Raw genomic sequence first — 12,221 nt, 5'->3', positions numbered from 1 at the left:
CCGCCCTGGCGGCGCGTCTTTCACGAGCCCTCGTAGCTGATGCGGTAGATGGCTCCGGCCTGGTCGTCACTGACCAGCAACGAGCCATCCGGCGCTACCAGCACATCCGCCGGGCGCCCCCAGACCTCGCCATCCTTCAGCCAGCCTTCGGCGAACACGCTCTGGCGCTTGAGGCTGCCATCCTCGTTCAATTCCACGCGCTTGATGCGGTAGCCGATCTTCTCGCTGCGGTTCCACGAGCCGTGCTCGGCGATGAACAGGTTGTCGCGGTACTCCGCCGGGAACTGGCCGCCGGTGTAGAAGCGCAGCCCGAGCGGCGCCACGTGCGGGCCGAGCCTGGCGACCGGGGCGATGAAATCCTCGCAGGGGCGCGTGCCGAACTCGGGGTCGGCGACGCTGCCGGCGTGGCAGTAGGGAAAGCCGAAGTGCTGGTTGGGTGCGGTGATGCGGTTGAGTTCGCAGTCCGGCGTGTCATCGCCGAGCAGGTCGCGGCCGTTGTCGCTGAACCACAGCTCGCCGGTCTTCGGATGCCAGTCGAACCCCACGGTGTTGCGGATACCCCGGGCCACCCGTTCCAGGTCGCTGCCGTCGGGGTTCATGCGGTGCAGTGCGGCGTAGCGATCGGGGTCGCGTTCGCAGACGTTGCAGGGCGCCCCCACCGGCACGTAGAGCTTGCCGTCCGGGCCGAAGGCGATGAACTTCCAGCCGTGGTGGGTTTCGGCGGGGAAGGCCGGGCCGACCTGCTCGGGCTGCGGTGGCGCATCCAGATGCGCCTCGATGTCGCGCAGGCGCAGGATGCGGCTGATCGCCGAGACATACAGGTCACCCTCGTGGAAGGCTACGCCGACCGGCATCTGCAGCCCGCTGGCGAGGGTGCTTACACGGCCGCTGGTGGTGTCCAGCGCGTAGACCTTGCCGGCAGCATTGCTCCCTACGAACAGCGTGCCCTTGGCGCCCCAGGCCATTTCCCGGGCGCTGGGCAACCGGTCGCTGAGGACTTCGATGCGGAACCCCGGCGGCAGGCGGATCCTGTCCAGGGGCAGTTGCGCCTGGGCCAGCAGGGGCATGAAAAGCAGCAGGGCGAATAACCGACGCATGGCGTTCTTCTCTGGATGGGCACCCGCTGCAGACTAGACGGTCGCCTTGAAAGGCCAATGGGCTTCCTCTACCGTATCGGCCTCTCATCACTCCTCGGAGCCGCCATGACCCTGGCCAGCCCCCGTTCCCTGTTCTTCGCCGCCTTCCTCGCCTGTGTCGCCGTCATGGGCGGTGCGCTCTACCTGGAACATGCGATGGGCCTGGAGCCCTGCCCCCTGTGCATCGTGCAGCGCATCTTCATCATCCTCTTCGGCGTGGTCTGCCTCATCGCCGCCGTGCACGCGCCCCAGGCCCGTGGTCGTCGTGTCTACGCCGGGCTGGCGTTGCTGTTCGCCGCTGGCGGCGCCGCGACCGCCGGCCGCCAGGTCTGGCTGCAGGGCGTGCCCGCGGACCAGCTTCCGGCCTGCCTGCCGAGCCTGGAGTACATGATGGATGCGCTGCCCTTCCAGGAGATCATCAAGCTGATGCTGCACGGCACGGCCGACTGCGCTGAAGTCACCTGGACCCTGTTCGGCATGAGCATTCCCGAGTGGAGCCTGCTGGCGTTCGCCGGCTGCATCCTCTTCTCGCTCTACCAGATGTTGCGTCGCGCCTGATCCTTTCCCCGCCGCGCCTGGCTTGCAGCCGGGCGCGCGCCCTCGTCGCACCCTCCCGCCCTGATGCAGAAGCCGCGCCGGCTCTGGCGCGACGATTAAACGCTCGTATGAAATTTTCTCGACGAGGTGCCTTGCTGGCAGGCAGGCACGGGCATAATCTGGCCCGCACGCGACGCCGGAAAGTTGCCACTTCCGCGCCGTCTTCCCCGTATTTGCACCGATCGACAAAAAACCGTCTCGGAGCAGACGAACAAGGCATTACCGAAAGGGAAGCGAGGACATCATGCTCGAAAGTTGCCAGAACGCTCAGGAACGTTGGGGTGGGGTACACCAGTTGATCGACCGCTGGTTGCTGGAGCGCCAGGAACTGGTCAGGGTCTTCACCAGCGTCAGCGACAGACCCCAGGCACCCGCGGTGGAAGACCTGCAGGGATTCTGCGAAGTGCTGGTCGACTACGTGTCGGCGGGGCACTTCGAGGTCTACGAACAACTGCTCAACGAGGCCAAGGCCTTTGGCGACCAGCGCGGCCTGGATCTCGCCAAGCAGATCTACCCCCGTATCGAAGCCATCACCGAGGTCGCATTGAGCTTCAACGACTGCTGCGACGGCAGTGCCAGCCGCGAAGTCTGCCTGGCCACCGAGCTCAAGCGCCTCGGCCCACTGCTGCACGAACGCTTCGAACTGGAGGACTGCCTCATCGAGGTGCTGCACAACGCCCACCAGAACCAGGGCGCGCAGCTCGCGTGATTCAGCGGACCTCGAGCAGCTCGAGGTCGAACACCAGGGGCGCGTGGGGCGGAATCAGGTCCCCCGCGCCCTCCGCCCCATAGGCCTGGGCCGAGGGAATCACCAGGCGCCACTTGGCCCCTACCGGCATCTCCTGCAACGCATCCCGCCAGCCGGCGATCACGCTGTCGAGGCGGAACCATTGCGGCGCCTCGCTCTCATCGAACACGCTGCCGTCAGCCAACTGCCCGCGATAGTTCACCCGCACCTGCGAATGCGCGCCCGGTTTCGCGCCGCTGCCGGAGCGCAGCTCGATCACCAGCACGCCATCCTTCAACTCGCGCACACCGTACTTGCCGCGCTCCAGCGCGATGAAGCGCTTCTCCGCGGCGATGGCTTTCTGCGTGTCCTGGCCGTTGCGTTCGATGACCGTCTCGTGGGCGTCTAGCAGCTGTTCCATGCGCTGCGCGTCGAGCTCCGGCTTCTCGCCGCGATAGGCCTGGGCGAGCCCGCGCAGCAGTGAGTCCAACTGCAGATCCGGTGCTTCCTGGCGCAGCCGCTCCCCCAGTTTCACGCCCATGCTGTAGGCGAGATCCTTCTGCTCGTCGGCGGCGTGAAGGGGCAGAGCGAAGAGGCAGAAAAGCAGGGGGACGAGGATGCGCATCGGGCGTTCTCCAGAAGCGGAATGCCGGCGATTATGCCAGCCATGCAGTTTGGAATAACGGGGAACTAGCGATGGCTCAAACAGGCGTCTAGTATGGGCGCAACCACGTCCGCCCGGAGGCGCACCATGTCGGCCAAGAAGAAGCCCGTAAGCACCCCGCTGCACCTGTTGCAGCAACTTTCCCACAGCCTGATCGAACACCTCGAAAACGCCTGTAGCCAAGCGTTGGTCGATGCCGAGAAACTGCTCACCAAACTGGAGAAGCAACGCGGCAAGGCCCAGGAAAAACTCCACGGTGCGCGGACCAAGCTGCAGGACGCTGCCAAGGCCGGCAAAGCGAAGGCGCAGGCCAAATCCAGGGAAGCCGTAGCGGAGCTGGAAAGCCTGCTCGACGCGCTGAAGGCCCGCCAGGCCGAGACCCGCTCCTACATCGCCGACCTCAAGCGCGACTCCCAGGAAAGCCTGAAGATCGCCCAGGGCGTCGGCAAGGTGAAAGAGGCCGCTGCCAAGGCGCTGGTCGCTCGTGAAGCCAAGGCCAAGCCCGCCGCCGCCAAACCGGCCGCCAAGGCCGCGCCGAAAGCCGCCGCCAAACCCGCTGCCAAGCCTGCCGCGAAAGCACCGGCCAAGGCTGCGGCAAGCAAAGCCGCTGCTGCCAAGCCGGCGGCCAAACCTGCTGCGAAGGCTCCGGCCAAAGTGGCTGCGACCAAGCCCGCCGCCGCCAAGGCTCCGGTGAAAGCCGCTGCCAAACCGGCGGCCAAGCCTGCCGCGAAAGCGCCGGCCAAGGCCGTTGCCAGCAAGCCTGCCGCCCCTGCGAAAGCCGCTGCCAAGCCGGTCGCGAAACCGGCCGCCAAGCCTGCTGCCAAGGCTCCGGCGAAAGCCGCAGCCAAACCCGCTGCCGCCGCGAAACCTGCTGCCAAGCCCGTCGCCGTCAAGCCGGCAGCCGCCAAGGCCCCGGCCAAGCCGGCTGCGAAGCCGGCACCCAAGGCCGCTGCCAAACCTGCTGCCAAGCCTGCCGCGAAGGCGCCGGCCAAGCCCGCCACCCCGGTGAGCGCACCGGTCGCCAAGCCTGCCGCACCGGCTCCGACCGCTACTGCCACGCCGGCTCCGTCGGCTGCCAACGGCGCAGCACCGACCACGCCTTCGGCTTAAGCCTCGAGGGCCGCGACGCGCAGCGATTGCAGCGCGTCGCGGTCACTCTCCCCCGCTTTTCCGGCCAGTCCCTCCAGCCAGTCCACGTCATGCCCAGCGGCCTCCGGCCAGGGCGCGGCAGCCTGTTCCAGGCGGGCCAGCAGACGACGCTCGGCATCCAGCTCCAGCCGTTTCACCGCCTCGCGCAACGCGCGCAACTCCTCGTCCATGGCCGCCGCTTCGCGCCATCCTCGCCTCAGCGCTCGCAAGGGCTCCACGACCTCACGTTGCCAGGGTTCGGCGATCAGGCGCAGCTGTTCCTCGCGGGCATCGTCGTGCCTGACGCCTCGGCGCGCGAGCCAGGCGCCGGCCAGCAGCAGGCAGACATCGGCGCCGCGCTCCTGCAGGCGCAGGCAGGCATCTTCGACGCCCGGGCGGGCATAGAGATCAAGGGCGAAACTCCATAGATCGGGGGGCATGGCGCATACCGGGCGGTGGGGGAATGAAGCTGATAAACTCCGCCGCCATTATGATCCGACTCCAGAACCTCACACTACAGCGTGGTCCTCAGCGCCTGCTCGAAGGCGCCGAACTGACCCTGCACACCGGCCAGAAGGTCGGCCTCATCGGCGCCAACGGTGCCGGCAAATCCAGCCTCTTCGCCCTGCTGCGCGGCGAGCTCGGCCCCGACGCGGGCGACTGCTTCGTGCCGGCCGACTGGCGCATCGCCCACATGCGCCAGGAGGTGGACACCCTCGACCGCCTGGCGGTGGACTACGTCCTCGACGGCGACGTGCACCTGCGGCGCGTGCAGGCCGAGCTGGGCGTCGCCGAGGCGGGCCATGACGGCACCGCCATCGCCCGCCTGCACATCGAGCTGGACAGTGCCGACGGCTACACCGCCGATGCCCGCGCGCGCAAGCTGCTGGCCGGCCTGGGCTTCACCAGCGAGCAGATGGACCGCCGCGTCGGCGACTTCTCCGGTGGCTGGCGCATGCGCCTGAACCTGGCCCAGGCGCTGATGTGCCCGTCCGAACTGCTGTTGCTCGACGAGCCCACCAACCACCTGGACCTCGACGCCATCCTCTGGCTGGAGGAGTGGCTCAAGGGCTACCCCGGCACCCTGCTGCTGATCTCCCACGACCGCGACTTCCTCGATGCGGTGGTGGACAACGTCGCCCACCTGGAACAGCAGAAGCTGACCCTCTACCGCGGCGGCTACTCGGCCTTCGAGCGCACCCGCGCCGAGCGCCTGGCGCAGCAGCAGCAGGCCTACGAGAAGCAGCAGGCCCAGCGTGCGCACATGGAGAAGTACATCGCCCGCTTCAAGGCCCAGGCCACCAAGGCCCGCCAGGCGCAGAGCCGGATCAAGGCCCTGGAGCGCCTGGAGGAACTGGCGCCCGCGCACGTCGATTCGCCCTTCGACTTCGTCTTCCGCGAGGCCGACAAGATCTCCAGCCCGCTGCTGGACGTCGCCGAAGGCCAGCTCGGCTATGGCGAGAAGGTGGTGCTGCAGCAGGTCAAGCTGCAGCTCGTTCCCGGTGCACGCATCGGCCTGCTCGGCCCCAACGGCGCGGGCAAGTCCACCCTGATCAAGACCCTTGCCGGTGAGCTGGCGCCTGTCGCCGGGCGCCTGTCCCGTGGCGAGAACCTCGCCATCGGCTACTTCGCCCAGCACCAGCTGGACTCCCTCGATCCCAAGGCCAGCCCGCTGCTGCACCTGCAGCGCCTGGCGCCGACCGAGCGCGAACAGACCCTGCGCGACTTCCTCGGCGGCTTCGACTTCCGCGGCGACCGCTGCGACGAGCCTGTGCTGAATTTCTCCGGTGGCGAGAAGGCGCGCCTGGCCCTGGCGCTGATCGCCTGGCAGAAACCCAACCTGCTGCTGCTCGACGAACCGACCAACCACCTGGACCTGGAGATGCGCCTGGCGCTGACCATGGCCCTGCAGGACTTCGCCGGCGCAGTGCTGGTGGTCTCCCACGATCGCCACCTGCTCAAGAGCACCACCGACGAGTTCCTCCTGGTGGCCGACGGCCGCATCCAGCCCTTCGATGGCGACCTCGACGACTACGCCCGCTGGCTGGTCGACTACCGCGCCCGCCAGGCCCCGGCCAGCACCCCTGCCGCCGGTGCCGGCACGGGCACCGACAAGCGCGCCCAGCGCCAGGCCGCCGCCGCTCTTCGCCAGCAACTGGCCCCGCACAAGCGCGAGGCCGAGAAGCTGGAGAAGGAGCTCGGAACCCTGCACGAGAAGCTTTCCGCCGTTGAGGCACGCCTGGGCGACTCGGGCCTCTACGAGGCCTCGCGCAAGGACGAACTGCGCGACCTGCTCGCCGAGCAGGCCAGGCTCAAGGCCCGCGAAGGCGAGCTGGAGGAGAAGTGGCTGGAGGCGCTGGAACTCCTGGAAAACCTGCAGAGCCAACTGGAGGCGAGTGACTGATGGAAGACCTGGTGCTGTTGACGGCCTGGAGCGAGCCCCTGATCCGAGCGGCGCAGGTGCTGCTCATCCTGATTCTCGCCTGGCTCGTGCAGCGCATCGTCACCCGCGGCATCACCCGCCTCGGTGCGCGTTATCCACAGCTGCCCCAGGAGCTCCTGCTGCCGCTGCGCGGCCTGCTGCGCTGGCTGATCCTGGGCAGTGCCTTCATGTTGGTGCTGGAGCGTCTCGGGGTTTCCGCCGAGGTGTTGTGGACGGCGCTGACCGGCTTCACCGCCGTCGCCGCGGTGGCCTTCTTCGCCATCTGGAGCGTGCTCTCGAACATGTTCTGCGCGGTGCTGATCTTCTCCCTCGGCCCGTTCCGCCTGGGCGATGTGGTGGAGGTTGTGGAGAGCGCCGACAAGCCCGGCGTGAAGGGCCGCGTGGTGGCCATCAACCTTTTCTACACCACCCTGCAGGACCTCGGCGAAAGCGCCGACGGTGCCCTGGTGCAGGTGCCCAACAGCCTGTTCTTCCAGAAGGCGGTGCGTCGCTGGCGCTGAGCCGCCGGTCGGGGCTGGGCAGCGCAAAGCGCAGCGGGTAGTCTGCTCGACCCCCCTTCCGTTTTCCGAGGTTCACGCCATGGCCATGCACACCTGGCTCGCTTTCCTGGTCGCCTGCTGGGTGATCAGCCTCTCGCCCGGCGCGGGCGCCATCGCCTCCATGTCCTCCGGGCTGCAATACGGGTTCCTGCGCGGTTACTGGAACGCCATCGGCCTGCAGCTGGGCCTGGCCCTGCAGATCGCCATCGTCGCCGCCGGTGTCGGCGCCATCCTCGCCACCTCGGCCATGGCCTTCAGCGCGATCAAGTGGTTCGGCGTCGTGTACCTCGTCTACCTGGCCGTCCGCCAATGGCGCGCGCTGCCCAGCGATCTGTCCGCCGACTCTGCCCAGCGCCCCCTTGGCCGTCCACTGACCATGGTGCTGCGCGGCTTCCTGGTGAACGTCAGCAACCCCAAGGCGATCGTCTTCATGCTCGCCGTGCTGCCGCAATTCATCGACCCCCATGCGCCGCTGGTGCAGCAGTACCTGGTGATGGGCGCGACCATGATCACCGTCGACCTGATCGTCATGGCCGGCTACACCGGGCTGGCCGCCAAGGTCCTGCGGGTGCTGCGCTCGCCGCGCCAGCAGCGCTCCATGAACCGCGGCTTCGCCGTGCTCTTCGTCGGCGCCGCCGCGCTGCTGGCCACCGTGCGTCGCGTCCCGGCGTGATCCAGTCGATGGCCTGAACGTGACCCGGCGCCGCGACAAGGTGGCGCACGGGCACTAGGCTGCCGGTCTTCCCAAAGGAGCATCGGCATGCCGCCATCCAACAGCCGGGACGGGGTCTACGGCGACTCGCCTGACCTCGCCATCGCCCCCCTGCGACACCCTCCGCTGGAGCAGGCCCTGAGCGCCGCCTGTGGCGAGCTCGACATCCACGAAGCCTTCCTCGCCGCCCTGCGCGACCCCGCGCTCGGCCCGCAGCCGCGCCTGCTGCTGGGCGTTTCCGGCACCGATCTCGCCGGCCGCCGCCGCCTCGCCGCACTGGTCGCCGAGTTGCTGCCCGACGACCTCGAGCTCGACCTCATCGAGCTGGAGGACGACAACCTCTCCCAGGCCCTGCGCGAATGCTGCGAGGCGTTCTACCGGCGCTGAGCCTTGGCATCGGCAAAAAAAAGCGGCCCGCAGGCCGCTTGTCTCAATGCAGGATCTTCGCCGGTTCGTCCGGCGGCAGCGCGCCGTAGCGCCCGTTGTCGGTGACTGCCGCCGGGCCCACGCCGAGCTGCTCCTGCAGCTGCCGAGCGACGTCTTCGCCCAGGGCCTTCGACACCTCGCGCACCACGCGCCCGCGGTTGGGGGTGACGCGCCTGTCGCCGCCCTTCACCAGCTTCACGTCCTGGGCTTCACCCATCGCGGTGAAGGCGGCCTTCACTTCGTGGGTGCGGGTGTCGATGAGGCTGAAGTCGGCCACCAGGGTCAGGCCCAGCACCGTGGAGTAGGTGTCGGTGTTGTCGATGGCGTTGACGTCCTGGCGGAAGTCGGCGTCCGAGAGCGAGCCGAACAGCACGTAGTCCGCGCCCTGGAACTGGCCCTGGGCGATACGCCCGATCACGTCGTGCAGGCCTTCGTTGTCACTGCCGTAGGGGCGCCCCTGGACCAGCTGGAAGCTGCCGGACTTGAGGATCTCGCCCTTGATGTCGCCGGTGAATTTGCGCAGCTCGCCCCGCTCGATGTAGCTGTAGGTGCCTTCCTCTTCCGAGTAGCTGCTGGATGCGCTGCCGGAGAAGCCGCTCACCTGCGAGGCGCTCTGGGCGTTCACCGTGTGGATGTACTCGCGGACGCGTTCCTCGTAGGCGAGGTCGGTCACCGCCACCTTGGGGGCCGCGTGGCTGGCCAGTGCCAGGCTGGCGACGAACAGGCCGATCAATACGCGCATATCAACGCTCCGTGGTCTTGCGGATTTCCTTCTCGTCCATCCACTCGGCCAGGCCGCTCTCGACGTCGACGAGCTGCAGGCTGAACTTGTAGAAGACGTCCTTGTAGTCGCTGCTGCGCTTGACGATGGAGCTGATGGAGCCCTCCAGGCGGTACTTGGCGGCGACCATGTTGCCGGTCTTGGCGATGGTGGAGTTCTTGTACAGGCCGCTCTGGTTCTGCAGCTTCAACTGGTCGACCTGGCTCTGCATGTCGGTGTTGTCGCTGGCGAAGCGTGCGGTGCCGGACTTCAGCAGCTGGGTCTTGATCGAGGTGGTGATCTCGCGGGTGTCGATGTACTCGCTGGTCTTGTTCTTCACGTCGTAGACCTGGATCACCGGGCGGCCCTGGAGCACGCCGGACTGGGCCAGCGAGCGGGTCATGGACTCGGCGATCATCTGCAGGTCGGTGGAGCCGAACTCGTTGGTGATCAGCTCGACGGCCTTGCTGTCGCCGTAGCTGATGTTGCCGCCGCCGAGTACCGGCGAGGGGTTGTTGGCGCAGCCGGCGGCGGCCAGGGCGAAGGCGGCGATGCAGGTGGTGCGGACAAGGCGCATGGGGGTCGCTCTCTCGTGATCAGTCGGGGGTGTTCATTTCAAGGCGGAAGTCGGTCGCCTTGGGTACGGGGGCAATGGCCGGCAGGACGGTGGTCTGGGTGCCGTAGATCGGCAAGGCCTTCCAGCCCTCCTCGTCGGCGACGGGGAAGCCGTCGCTGTCGAGCCAGGCGAAGCGGTAGTAGAGGGTGCGGTTGTGGCTGGAGGTGTTGGTCAGCTTCACCTTGACGGTGAGGAAGCCGTTCTCGCGGGCCACCCGCATGGTGTCCACTTCGATGTCTTCGACATCGCCCATCGGCGCCACCTTGCTGGAGGCGGTTTCGCGGCCGGAGCAGCCGGCCAGCAGGGCCAGGGCGAGCCCGGCGACGAGCAGATTGCGCATGTGTGTTCCTCAGGGAGTCTGGTTGCTGGCCACGGCGCGGACGCCGGGTGTGGTCGGGGTGGCGGCGCCCTGGGCGTAGACCTGGCCGGCCACCAGGCGCAGGGGGACCACCTGGTGGGGCCGATCGATCTTCAGGGTGAATTCGCGCACGCCCTGGGCGGTGGGCAGGGCCAGGCGGTGCTCGCCCATGGCCAGGCGCAACCGTGCGACGCCGATGCTGCCGGGCAGGGTGCGCCAGGTGCGTTCGTCGGCCCCTTCGCTGGCCACCGACAGGATGCCGACGGCCAGGCTGGCGAGGGCGTTGCCGTTGTCGTTGAGCTGCTTCTGCAGGGCGCCCCGGGTCACCGCGCGCAGGGTGGTGCGCAGGATGATGCCGGGCATGTCGTCGCGCAGGGCACGGTGCGACATGGCGCGCACGCTGCTGAGTTCGGTGAGGGCGGTGGGCGTGCCATCCACCTCGACGAAGCCGGGCGCCGGGGTGCTGGTGTCGTCGCGCAGCAGCGGGAAGGACACGGTGCTGATGATCATTCCCGAGTCCAGGGGCACCGGCAGCGGGATGCGCAGCGAGTCGCGGGTCGGTGCCAGGCCGCTTTGCAGCACCAGCAGCACGTCGCTGCCGGCGTCCGCCGCAGGCGTGGCGTCCAGGTCCAGGAGGGCCTGCTCCAGCAGCGGCGTGCCGGGGCGCAGTTCGGCGGCCTGGCGATAGCCGGGGGCGGCCAGGCCCTTCTCGCCCAGGGCCTCGTAGACGAACCCGGCGAGGTAGTGGCTGAAGGCGCTCTGGTAGCTGTTCTTCAGGCTGACCACGTCGGGGGCATCGAGGGAGGCCACCGGGTAGCCGCGCAGGTCTTCGAAGCGGGTGCTGATGCCCTGGCGCTCGGCCTCCTCCTCGCTGTCGAGGTACTGCCGGTCGCGCAGCTCGGCGATCAGCGCTTCGCGTTCGTGGGTCTTGCGGATCTCGGTACGGGCGGCGTCGAAGTCGTTGGCGGCCAGGTCGTTGAGGGCCATCTGCGTGGTGAGCATGACCTTCTCGTAGTCGTAGCCCTCGTAGCGGCGCACCCGGTCGTTGGCGAGGAAGGCGCCGGCCTGCCCCAGGTAGCGCGAAGGGTCGGCCTTCATCGCCTCTTCCCACTGGTAGACGATGCGGTCGGCCTGGCGCCAGGCGGCCTGGCTGCCGGCGAGGTCGCCACGGGCGCGCAGCAGCTCGCCTTTTTCGAAGTAGTAGAGGAGGTCCTTGTCCTCGCCGCCGTTATTGGCTTCCAGTGTGCCGAGGGCGGCGTCCACTTCGCCGCGGGCGAGGTGCTGGCTGGTGGCGGTGAGTTCGTTTTCGTAGCTGCGCAGGGCCGAGCAGCCGGCAAGCTGCAGGGCGAAGCAGGCCACCAGGGCGGTGAGGGCGCGGGATGCCATGTGTTCCTCGTCGAGTCCTTGATACTGCCAGCCGTTTCCGGCTGTTCCAGGCGTGCAATGGCATGTGGCGGCGTCCTGCCAATCCCCGCTGGGGCCTTCCCGGGGCACCGGAGATGCGGGAAGGGCGGGCGATTATAGGGGAATATCGGCGAAAATTGCTGGCGCAATGAGATCATTTTGATCGCTCGGAAACTGCGGCATGGTGGCGCAGCGAGCGCCTGCAGGAGGCGGCTGGCATACTGCGCGCCCGCAACCTTTCCGGAGCCCAAGCCCATGCGTGTGTGGATCGACGCCGACGCATGCCCCCGTGCCGCCAAGGACCAGGTCATCAAGTTCGCCCTCAAGCGCAAGTTCGAGGTGGTGCTGGTGGCCGGGCAGAGCCAGGTGAAGCCGGCCTTCGCCTGCGTGCGCCTGGTGGTGGTGCCGAGCGGGCCGGATGCAGCGGACGATCACCTGGTGGAGCAGGCCGAGCCGGGGGACCTGGTGATCTGCAGCGACGTGCCGCTGGCCGACCGGCTGGTGAAGAAGGGCGTCGCTGCGCTGGACCCGCGTGGCCGCGAATTCGACGAGCGCAACATGGGTGAGCGCCTGGCGGTGCGCAACCTGTTCACCGACCTGCGCGACCAGGGGCAGATGGGCGGCGGCCAGGCCGCCTACAGCGACAAGGACCGCCAGGCGTTCTCCAACTCGCTGGACCGGCTGCTGACCCGCCTCGCCCGGGGCTGAACG

15 protein-coding genes are annotated in these 12,221 nt (G+C 68.2%); 8 read left to right on the top strand and 7 right to left on the bottom strand.

The window, feature by feature from the left end; translation table 11 throughout:
• Positions 1-20: 20 nt before the first annotated feature.
• Positions 21-1,097 carry a sorbosone dehydrogenase family protein gene (locus DMX10_RS11345; RefSeq protein WP_111261158.1) on the bottom strand — a complete coding sequence of 359 codons (1,077 nt, stop codon included), beginning with the start codon at positions 1,095-1,097 and terminating at the stop codon, positions 21-23.
• A 105-nt stretch (positions 1,098-1,202) separates the two neighbouring features.
• Here DMX10_RS11345 and DMX10_RS11340 point away from each other — a divergent pair, with 105 nt between their 5' ends.
• Positions 1,203-1,694 carry a disulfide bond formation protein B gene (locus tag DMX10_RS11340; RefSeq protein ID WP_111261205.1) on the top strand — a complete coding sequence of 164 codons (492 nt, stop codon included), beginning with the start codon at positions 1,203-1,205 and terminating at the stop codon, positions 1,692-1,694.
• Positions 1,695-1,977: 283 nt separating this feature from the next.
• On the top strand, positions 1,978-2,442 hold the full coding sequence (rsd, locus tag DMX10_RS11335; RefSeq protein ID WP_111261157.1) for a sigma D regulator: 465 nt from the start codon (positions 1,978-1,980) through the stop codon (positions 2,440-2,442).
• A gap of 1 nt (position 2,443) precedes the next feature.
• On the opposite strand, the gene DMX10_RS11330 is transcribed toward rsd, so the two are convergent.
• The gene (locus DMX10_RS11330; RefSeq protein ID WP_111261156.1) at positions 2,444-3,085 is read right to left on the bottom strand and encodes an FKBP-type peptidyl-prolyl cis-trans isomerase; all 642 of its coding nucleotides are present in this window, start codon (positions 3,083-3,085) and stop codon (positions 2,444-2,446) included.
• A 126-nt stretch (positions 3,086-3,211) separates the two neighbouring features.
• Between DMX10_RS11330 and DMX10_RS11325 the strand changes: the two genes are divergently transcribed.
• Positions 3,212-4,234 (top strand): AlgP family protein, encoded by a 1,023-nt coding sequence (locus tag DMX10_RS11325; RefSeq protein ID WP_111261155.1) that lies wholly within the window; start codon positions 3,212-3,214, stop codon positions 4,232-4,234.
• Here the strand turns inward: DMX10_RS11325 and DMX10_RS11320 are convergent.
• Positions 4,231-4,692, bottom strand: coding sequence for a TIGR02444 family protein (locus DMX10_RS11320; protein WP_111261154.1), 462 nt, complete (start codon positions 4,690-4,692; stop codon positions 4,231-4,233). The genes DMX10_RS11325 and DMX10_RS11320 overlap by 4 nt on opposite strands.
• 50 nt (positions 4,693-4,742) lie before the next feature.
• On the opposite strand from DMX10_RS11320, the gene DMX10_RS11315 reads away from it, so the two are divergent.
• From DMX10_RS11315 to DMX10_RS11300, 4 genes are all read left to right on the top strand, one after another.
• The gene (locus DMX10_RS11315; protein WP_111261153.1) at positions 4,743-6,656 is read left to right on the top strand and encodes an ATP-binding cassette domain-containing protein; all 1,914 of its coding nucleotides are present in this window, start codon (positions 4,743-4,745) and stop codon (positions 6,654-6,656) included.
• Positions 6,656-7,195, top strand: coding sequence for a mechanosensitive ion channel family protein (locus tag DMX10_RS11310; protein WP_111261152.1), 540 nt, complete (start codon positions 6,656-6,658; stop codon positions 7,193-7,195). Before DMX10_RS11315 ends, DMX10_RS11310 begins: the two co-directional genes overlap by 1 nt.
• 79 nt (positions 7,196-7,274) lie before the next feature.
• Positions 7,275-7,907, top strand: coding sequence for a homoserine/homoserine lactone efflux protein (rhtB, locus tag DMX10_RS11305; protein ID WP_111261151.1), 633 nt, complete (start codon positions 7,275-7,277; stop codon positions 7,905-7,907).
• Between the two features lie 87 nt (positions 7,908-7,994).
• The gene (locus DMX10_RS11300; protein ID WP_111261150.1) at positions 7,995-8,333 is read left to right on the top strand and encodes an enhanced serine sensitivity protein SseB C-terminal domain-containing protein; all 339 of its coding nucleotides are present in this window, start codon (positions 7,995-7,997) and stop codon (positions 8,331-8,333) included.
• 43 nt (positions 8,334-8,376) lie between these two features.
• Here DMX10_RS11300 and DMX10_RS11295 read toward each other — a convergent pair whose 3' ends face one another.
• Genes DMX10_RS11295 through DMX10_RS11280 form a run of 4 tightly spaced genes read right to left on the bottom strand, consistent with a single transcriptional unit; the run spans position 8,377 to position 11,492 of the window.
• Entirely contained in the window at positions 8,377-9,114 is a 738-nt protein-coding gene (locus DMX10_RS11295) for a penicillin-binding protein activator LpoB (RefSeq protein WP_111261149.1), read from the bottom strand.
• Position 9,115: 1 nt separating this feature from the next.
• Positions 9,116-9,709, bottom strand: coding sequence for a penicillin-binding protein activator LpoB (lpoB, locus tag DMX10_RS11290; RefSeq protein WP_111261148.1), 594 nt, complete (start codon positions 9,707-9,709; stop codon positions 9,116-9,118).
• Positions 9,710-9,728: 19 nt separating this feature from the next.
• A complete protein-coding gene (locus tag DMX10_RS11285; protein ID WP_111261147.1) occupies positions 9,729-10,088 on the bottom strand; it encodes a YcfL family protein in 360 nt (119 codons plus the stop codon).
• Positions 10,089-10,097: 9 nt separating this feature from the next.
• The gene (locus tag DMX10_RS11280) at positions 10,098-11,492 is read right to left on the bottom strand and encodes a COG3014 family protein (protein ID WP_111261146.1); all 1,395 of its coding nucleotides are present in this window, start codon (positions 11,490-11,492) and stop codon (positions 10,098-10,100) included.
• Positions 11,493-11,765: 273 nt separating this feature from the next.
• Between DMX10_RS11280 and DMX10_RS11275 the strand changes: the two genes are divergently transcribed.
• Positions 11,766-12,218 (top strand): YaiI/YqxD family protein, encoded by a 453-nt coding sequence (locus DMX10_RS11275; protein ID WP_111261145.1) that lies wholly within the window; start codon positions 11,766-11,768, stop codon positions 12,216-12,218.
• Positions 12,219-12,221 lie beyond the last annotated feature (3 nt).

The sequence above is a fragment of the Pseudomonas sp. 57B-090624 genome, from assembly GCF_003234055.1.
Taxonomy (GTDB): domain Bacteria; phylum Pseudomonadota; class Gammaproteobacteria; order Pseudomonadales; family Pseudomonadaceae; genus Metapseudomonas; species Metapseudomonas tohonis.
Note: the sequence above shows the minus strand (reverse complement) of the source record. Positions and strands in the feature narration are given on the sequence as shown.

Bases quoted from the DNA above. Each gene is read 5' to 3' on its own strand.
- DMX10_RS11345 (WP_111261158.1), bottom strand. From the start codon at position 1,097: ATGCGTCGGTTATTCGCCCTGCTGCTTTTCATGCCCCTGCTGGCCCAG.
- DMX10_RS11340 (WP_111261205.1), top strand. From the start codon at position 1,203: ATGACCCTGGCCAGCCCCCGTTCCCTGTTCTTCGCCGCCTTCCTCGCC.
- rsd (WP_111261157.1), top strand. From the start codon at position 1,978: ATGCTCGAAAGTTGCCAGAACGCTCAGGAACGTTGGGGTGGGGTACAC.
- DMX10_RS11330 (WP_111261156.1), bottom strand. From the start codon at position 3,085: ATGCGCATCCTCGTCCCCCTGCTTTTCTGCCTCTTCGCTCTGCCCCTT.
- DMX10_RS11325 (WP_111261155.1), top strand. From the start codon at position 3,212: ATGTCGGCCAAGAAGAAGCCCGTAAGCACCCCGCTGCACCTGTTGCAG.
- DMX10_RS11320 (WP_111261154.1), bottom strand. From the start codon at position 4,692: ATGCCCCCCGATCTATGGAGTTTCGCCCTTGATCTCTATGCCCGCCCG.
- DMX10_RS11315 (WP_111261153.1), top strand. From the start codon at position 4,743: ATGATCCGACTCCAGAACCTCACACTACAGCGTGGTCCTCAGCGCCTG.
- DMX10_RS11310 (WP_111261152.1), top strand. From the start codon at position 6,656: ATGGAAGACCTGGTGCTGTTGACGGCCTGGAGCGAGCCCCTGATCCGA.
- rhtB (WP_111261151.1), top strand. From the start codon at position 7,275: ATGGCCATGCACACCTGGCTCGCTTTCCTGGTCGCCTGCTGGGTGATC.
- DMX10_RS11300 (WP_111261150.1), top strand. From the start codon at position 7,995: ATGCCGCCATCCAACAGCCGGGACGGGGTCTACGGCGACTCGCCTGAC.
- DMX10_RS11295 (WP_111261149.1), bottom strand. From the start codon at position 9,114: ATGCGCGTATTGATCGGCCTGTTCGTCGCCAGCCTGGCACTGGCCAGC.
- lpoB (WP_111261148.1), bottom strand. From the start codon at position 9,709: ATGCGCCTTGTCCGCACCACCTGCATCGCCGCCTTCGCCCTGGCCGCC.
- DMX10_RS11285 (WP_111261147.1), bottom strand. From the start codon at position 10,088: ATGCGCAATCTGCTCGTCGCCGGGCTCGCCCTGGCCCTGCTGGCCGGC.
- DMX10_RS11280 (WP_111261146.1), bottom strand. From the start codon at position 11,492: ATGGCATCCCGCGCCCTCACCGCCCTGGTGGCCTGCTTCGCCCTGCAG.
- DMX10_RS11275 (WP_111261145.1), top strand. From the start codon at position 11,766: ATGCGTGTGTGGATCGACGCCGACGCATGCCCCCGTGCCGCCAAGGAC.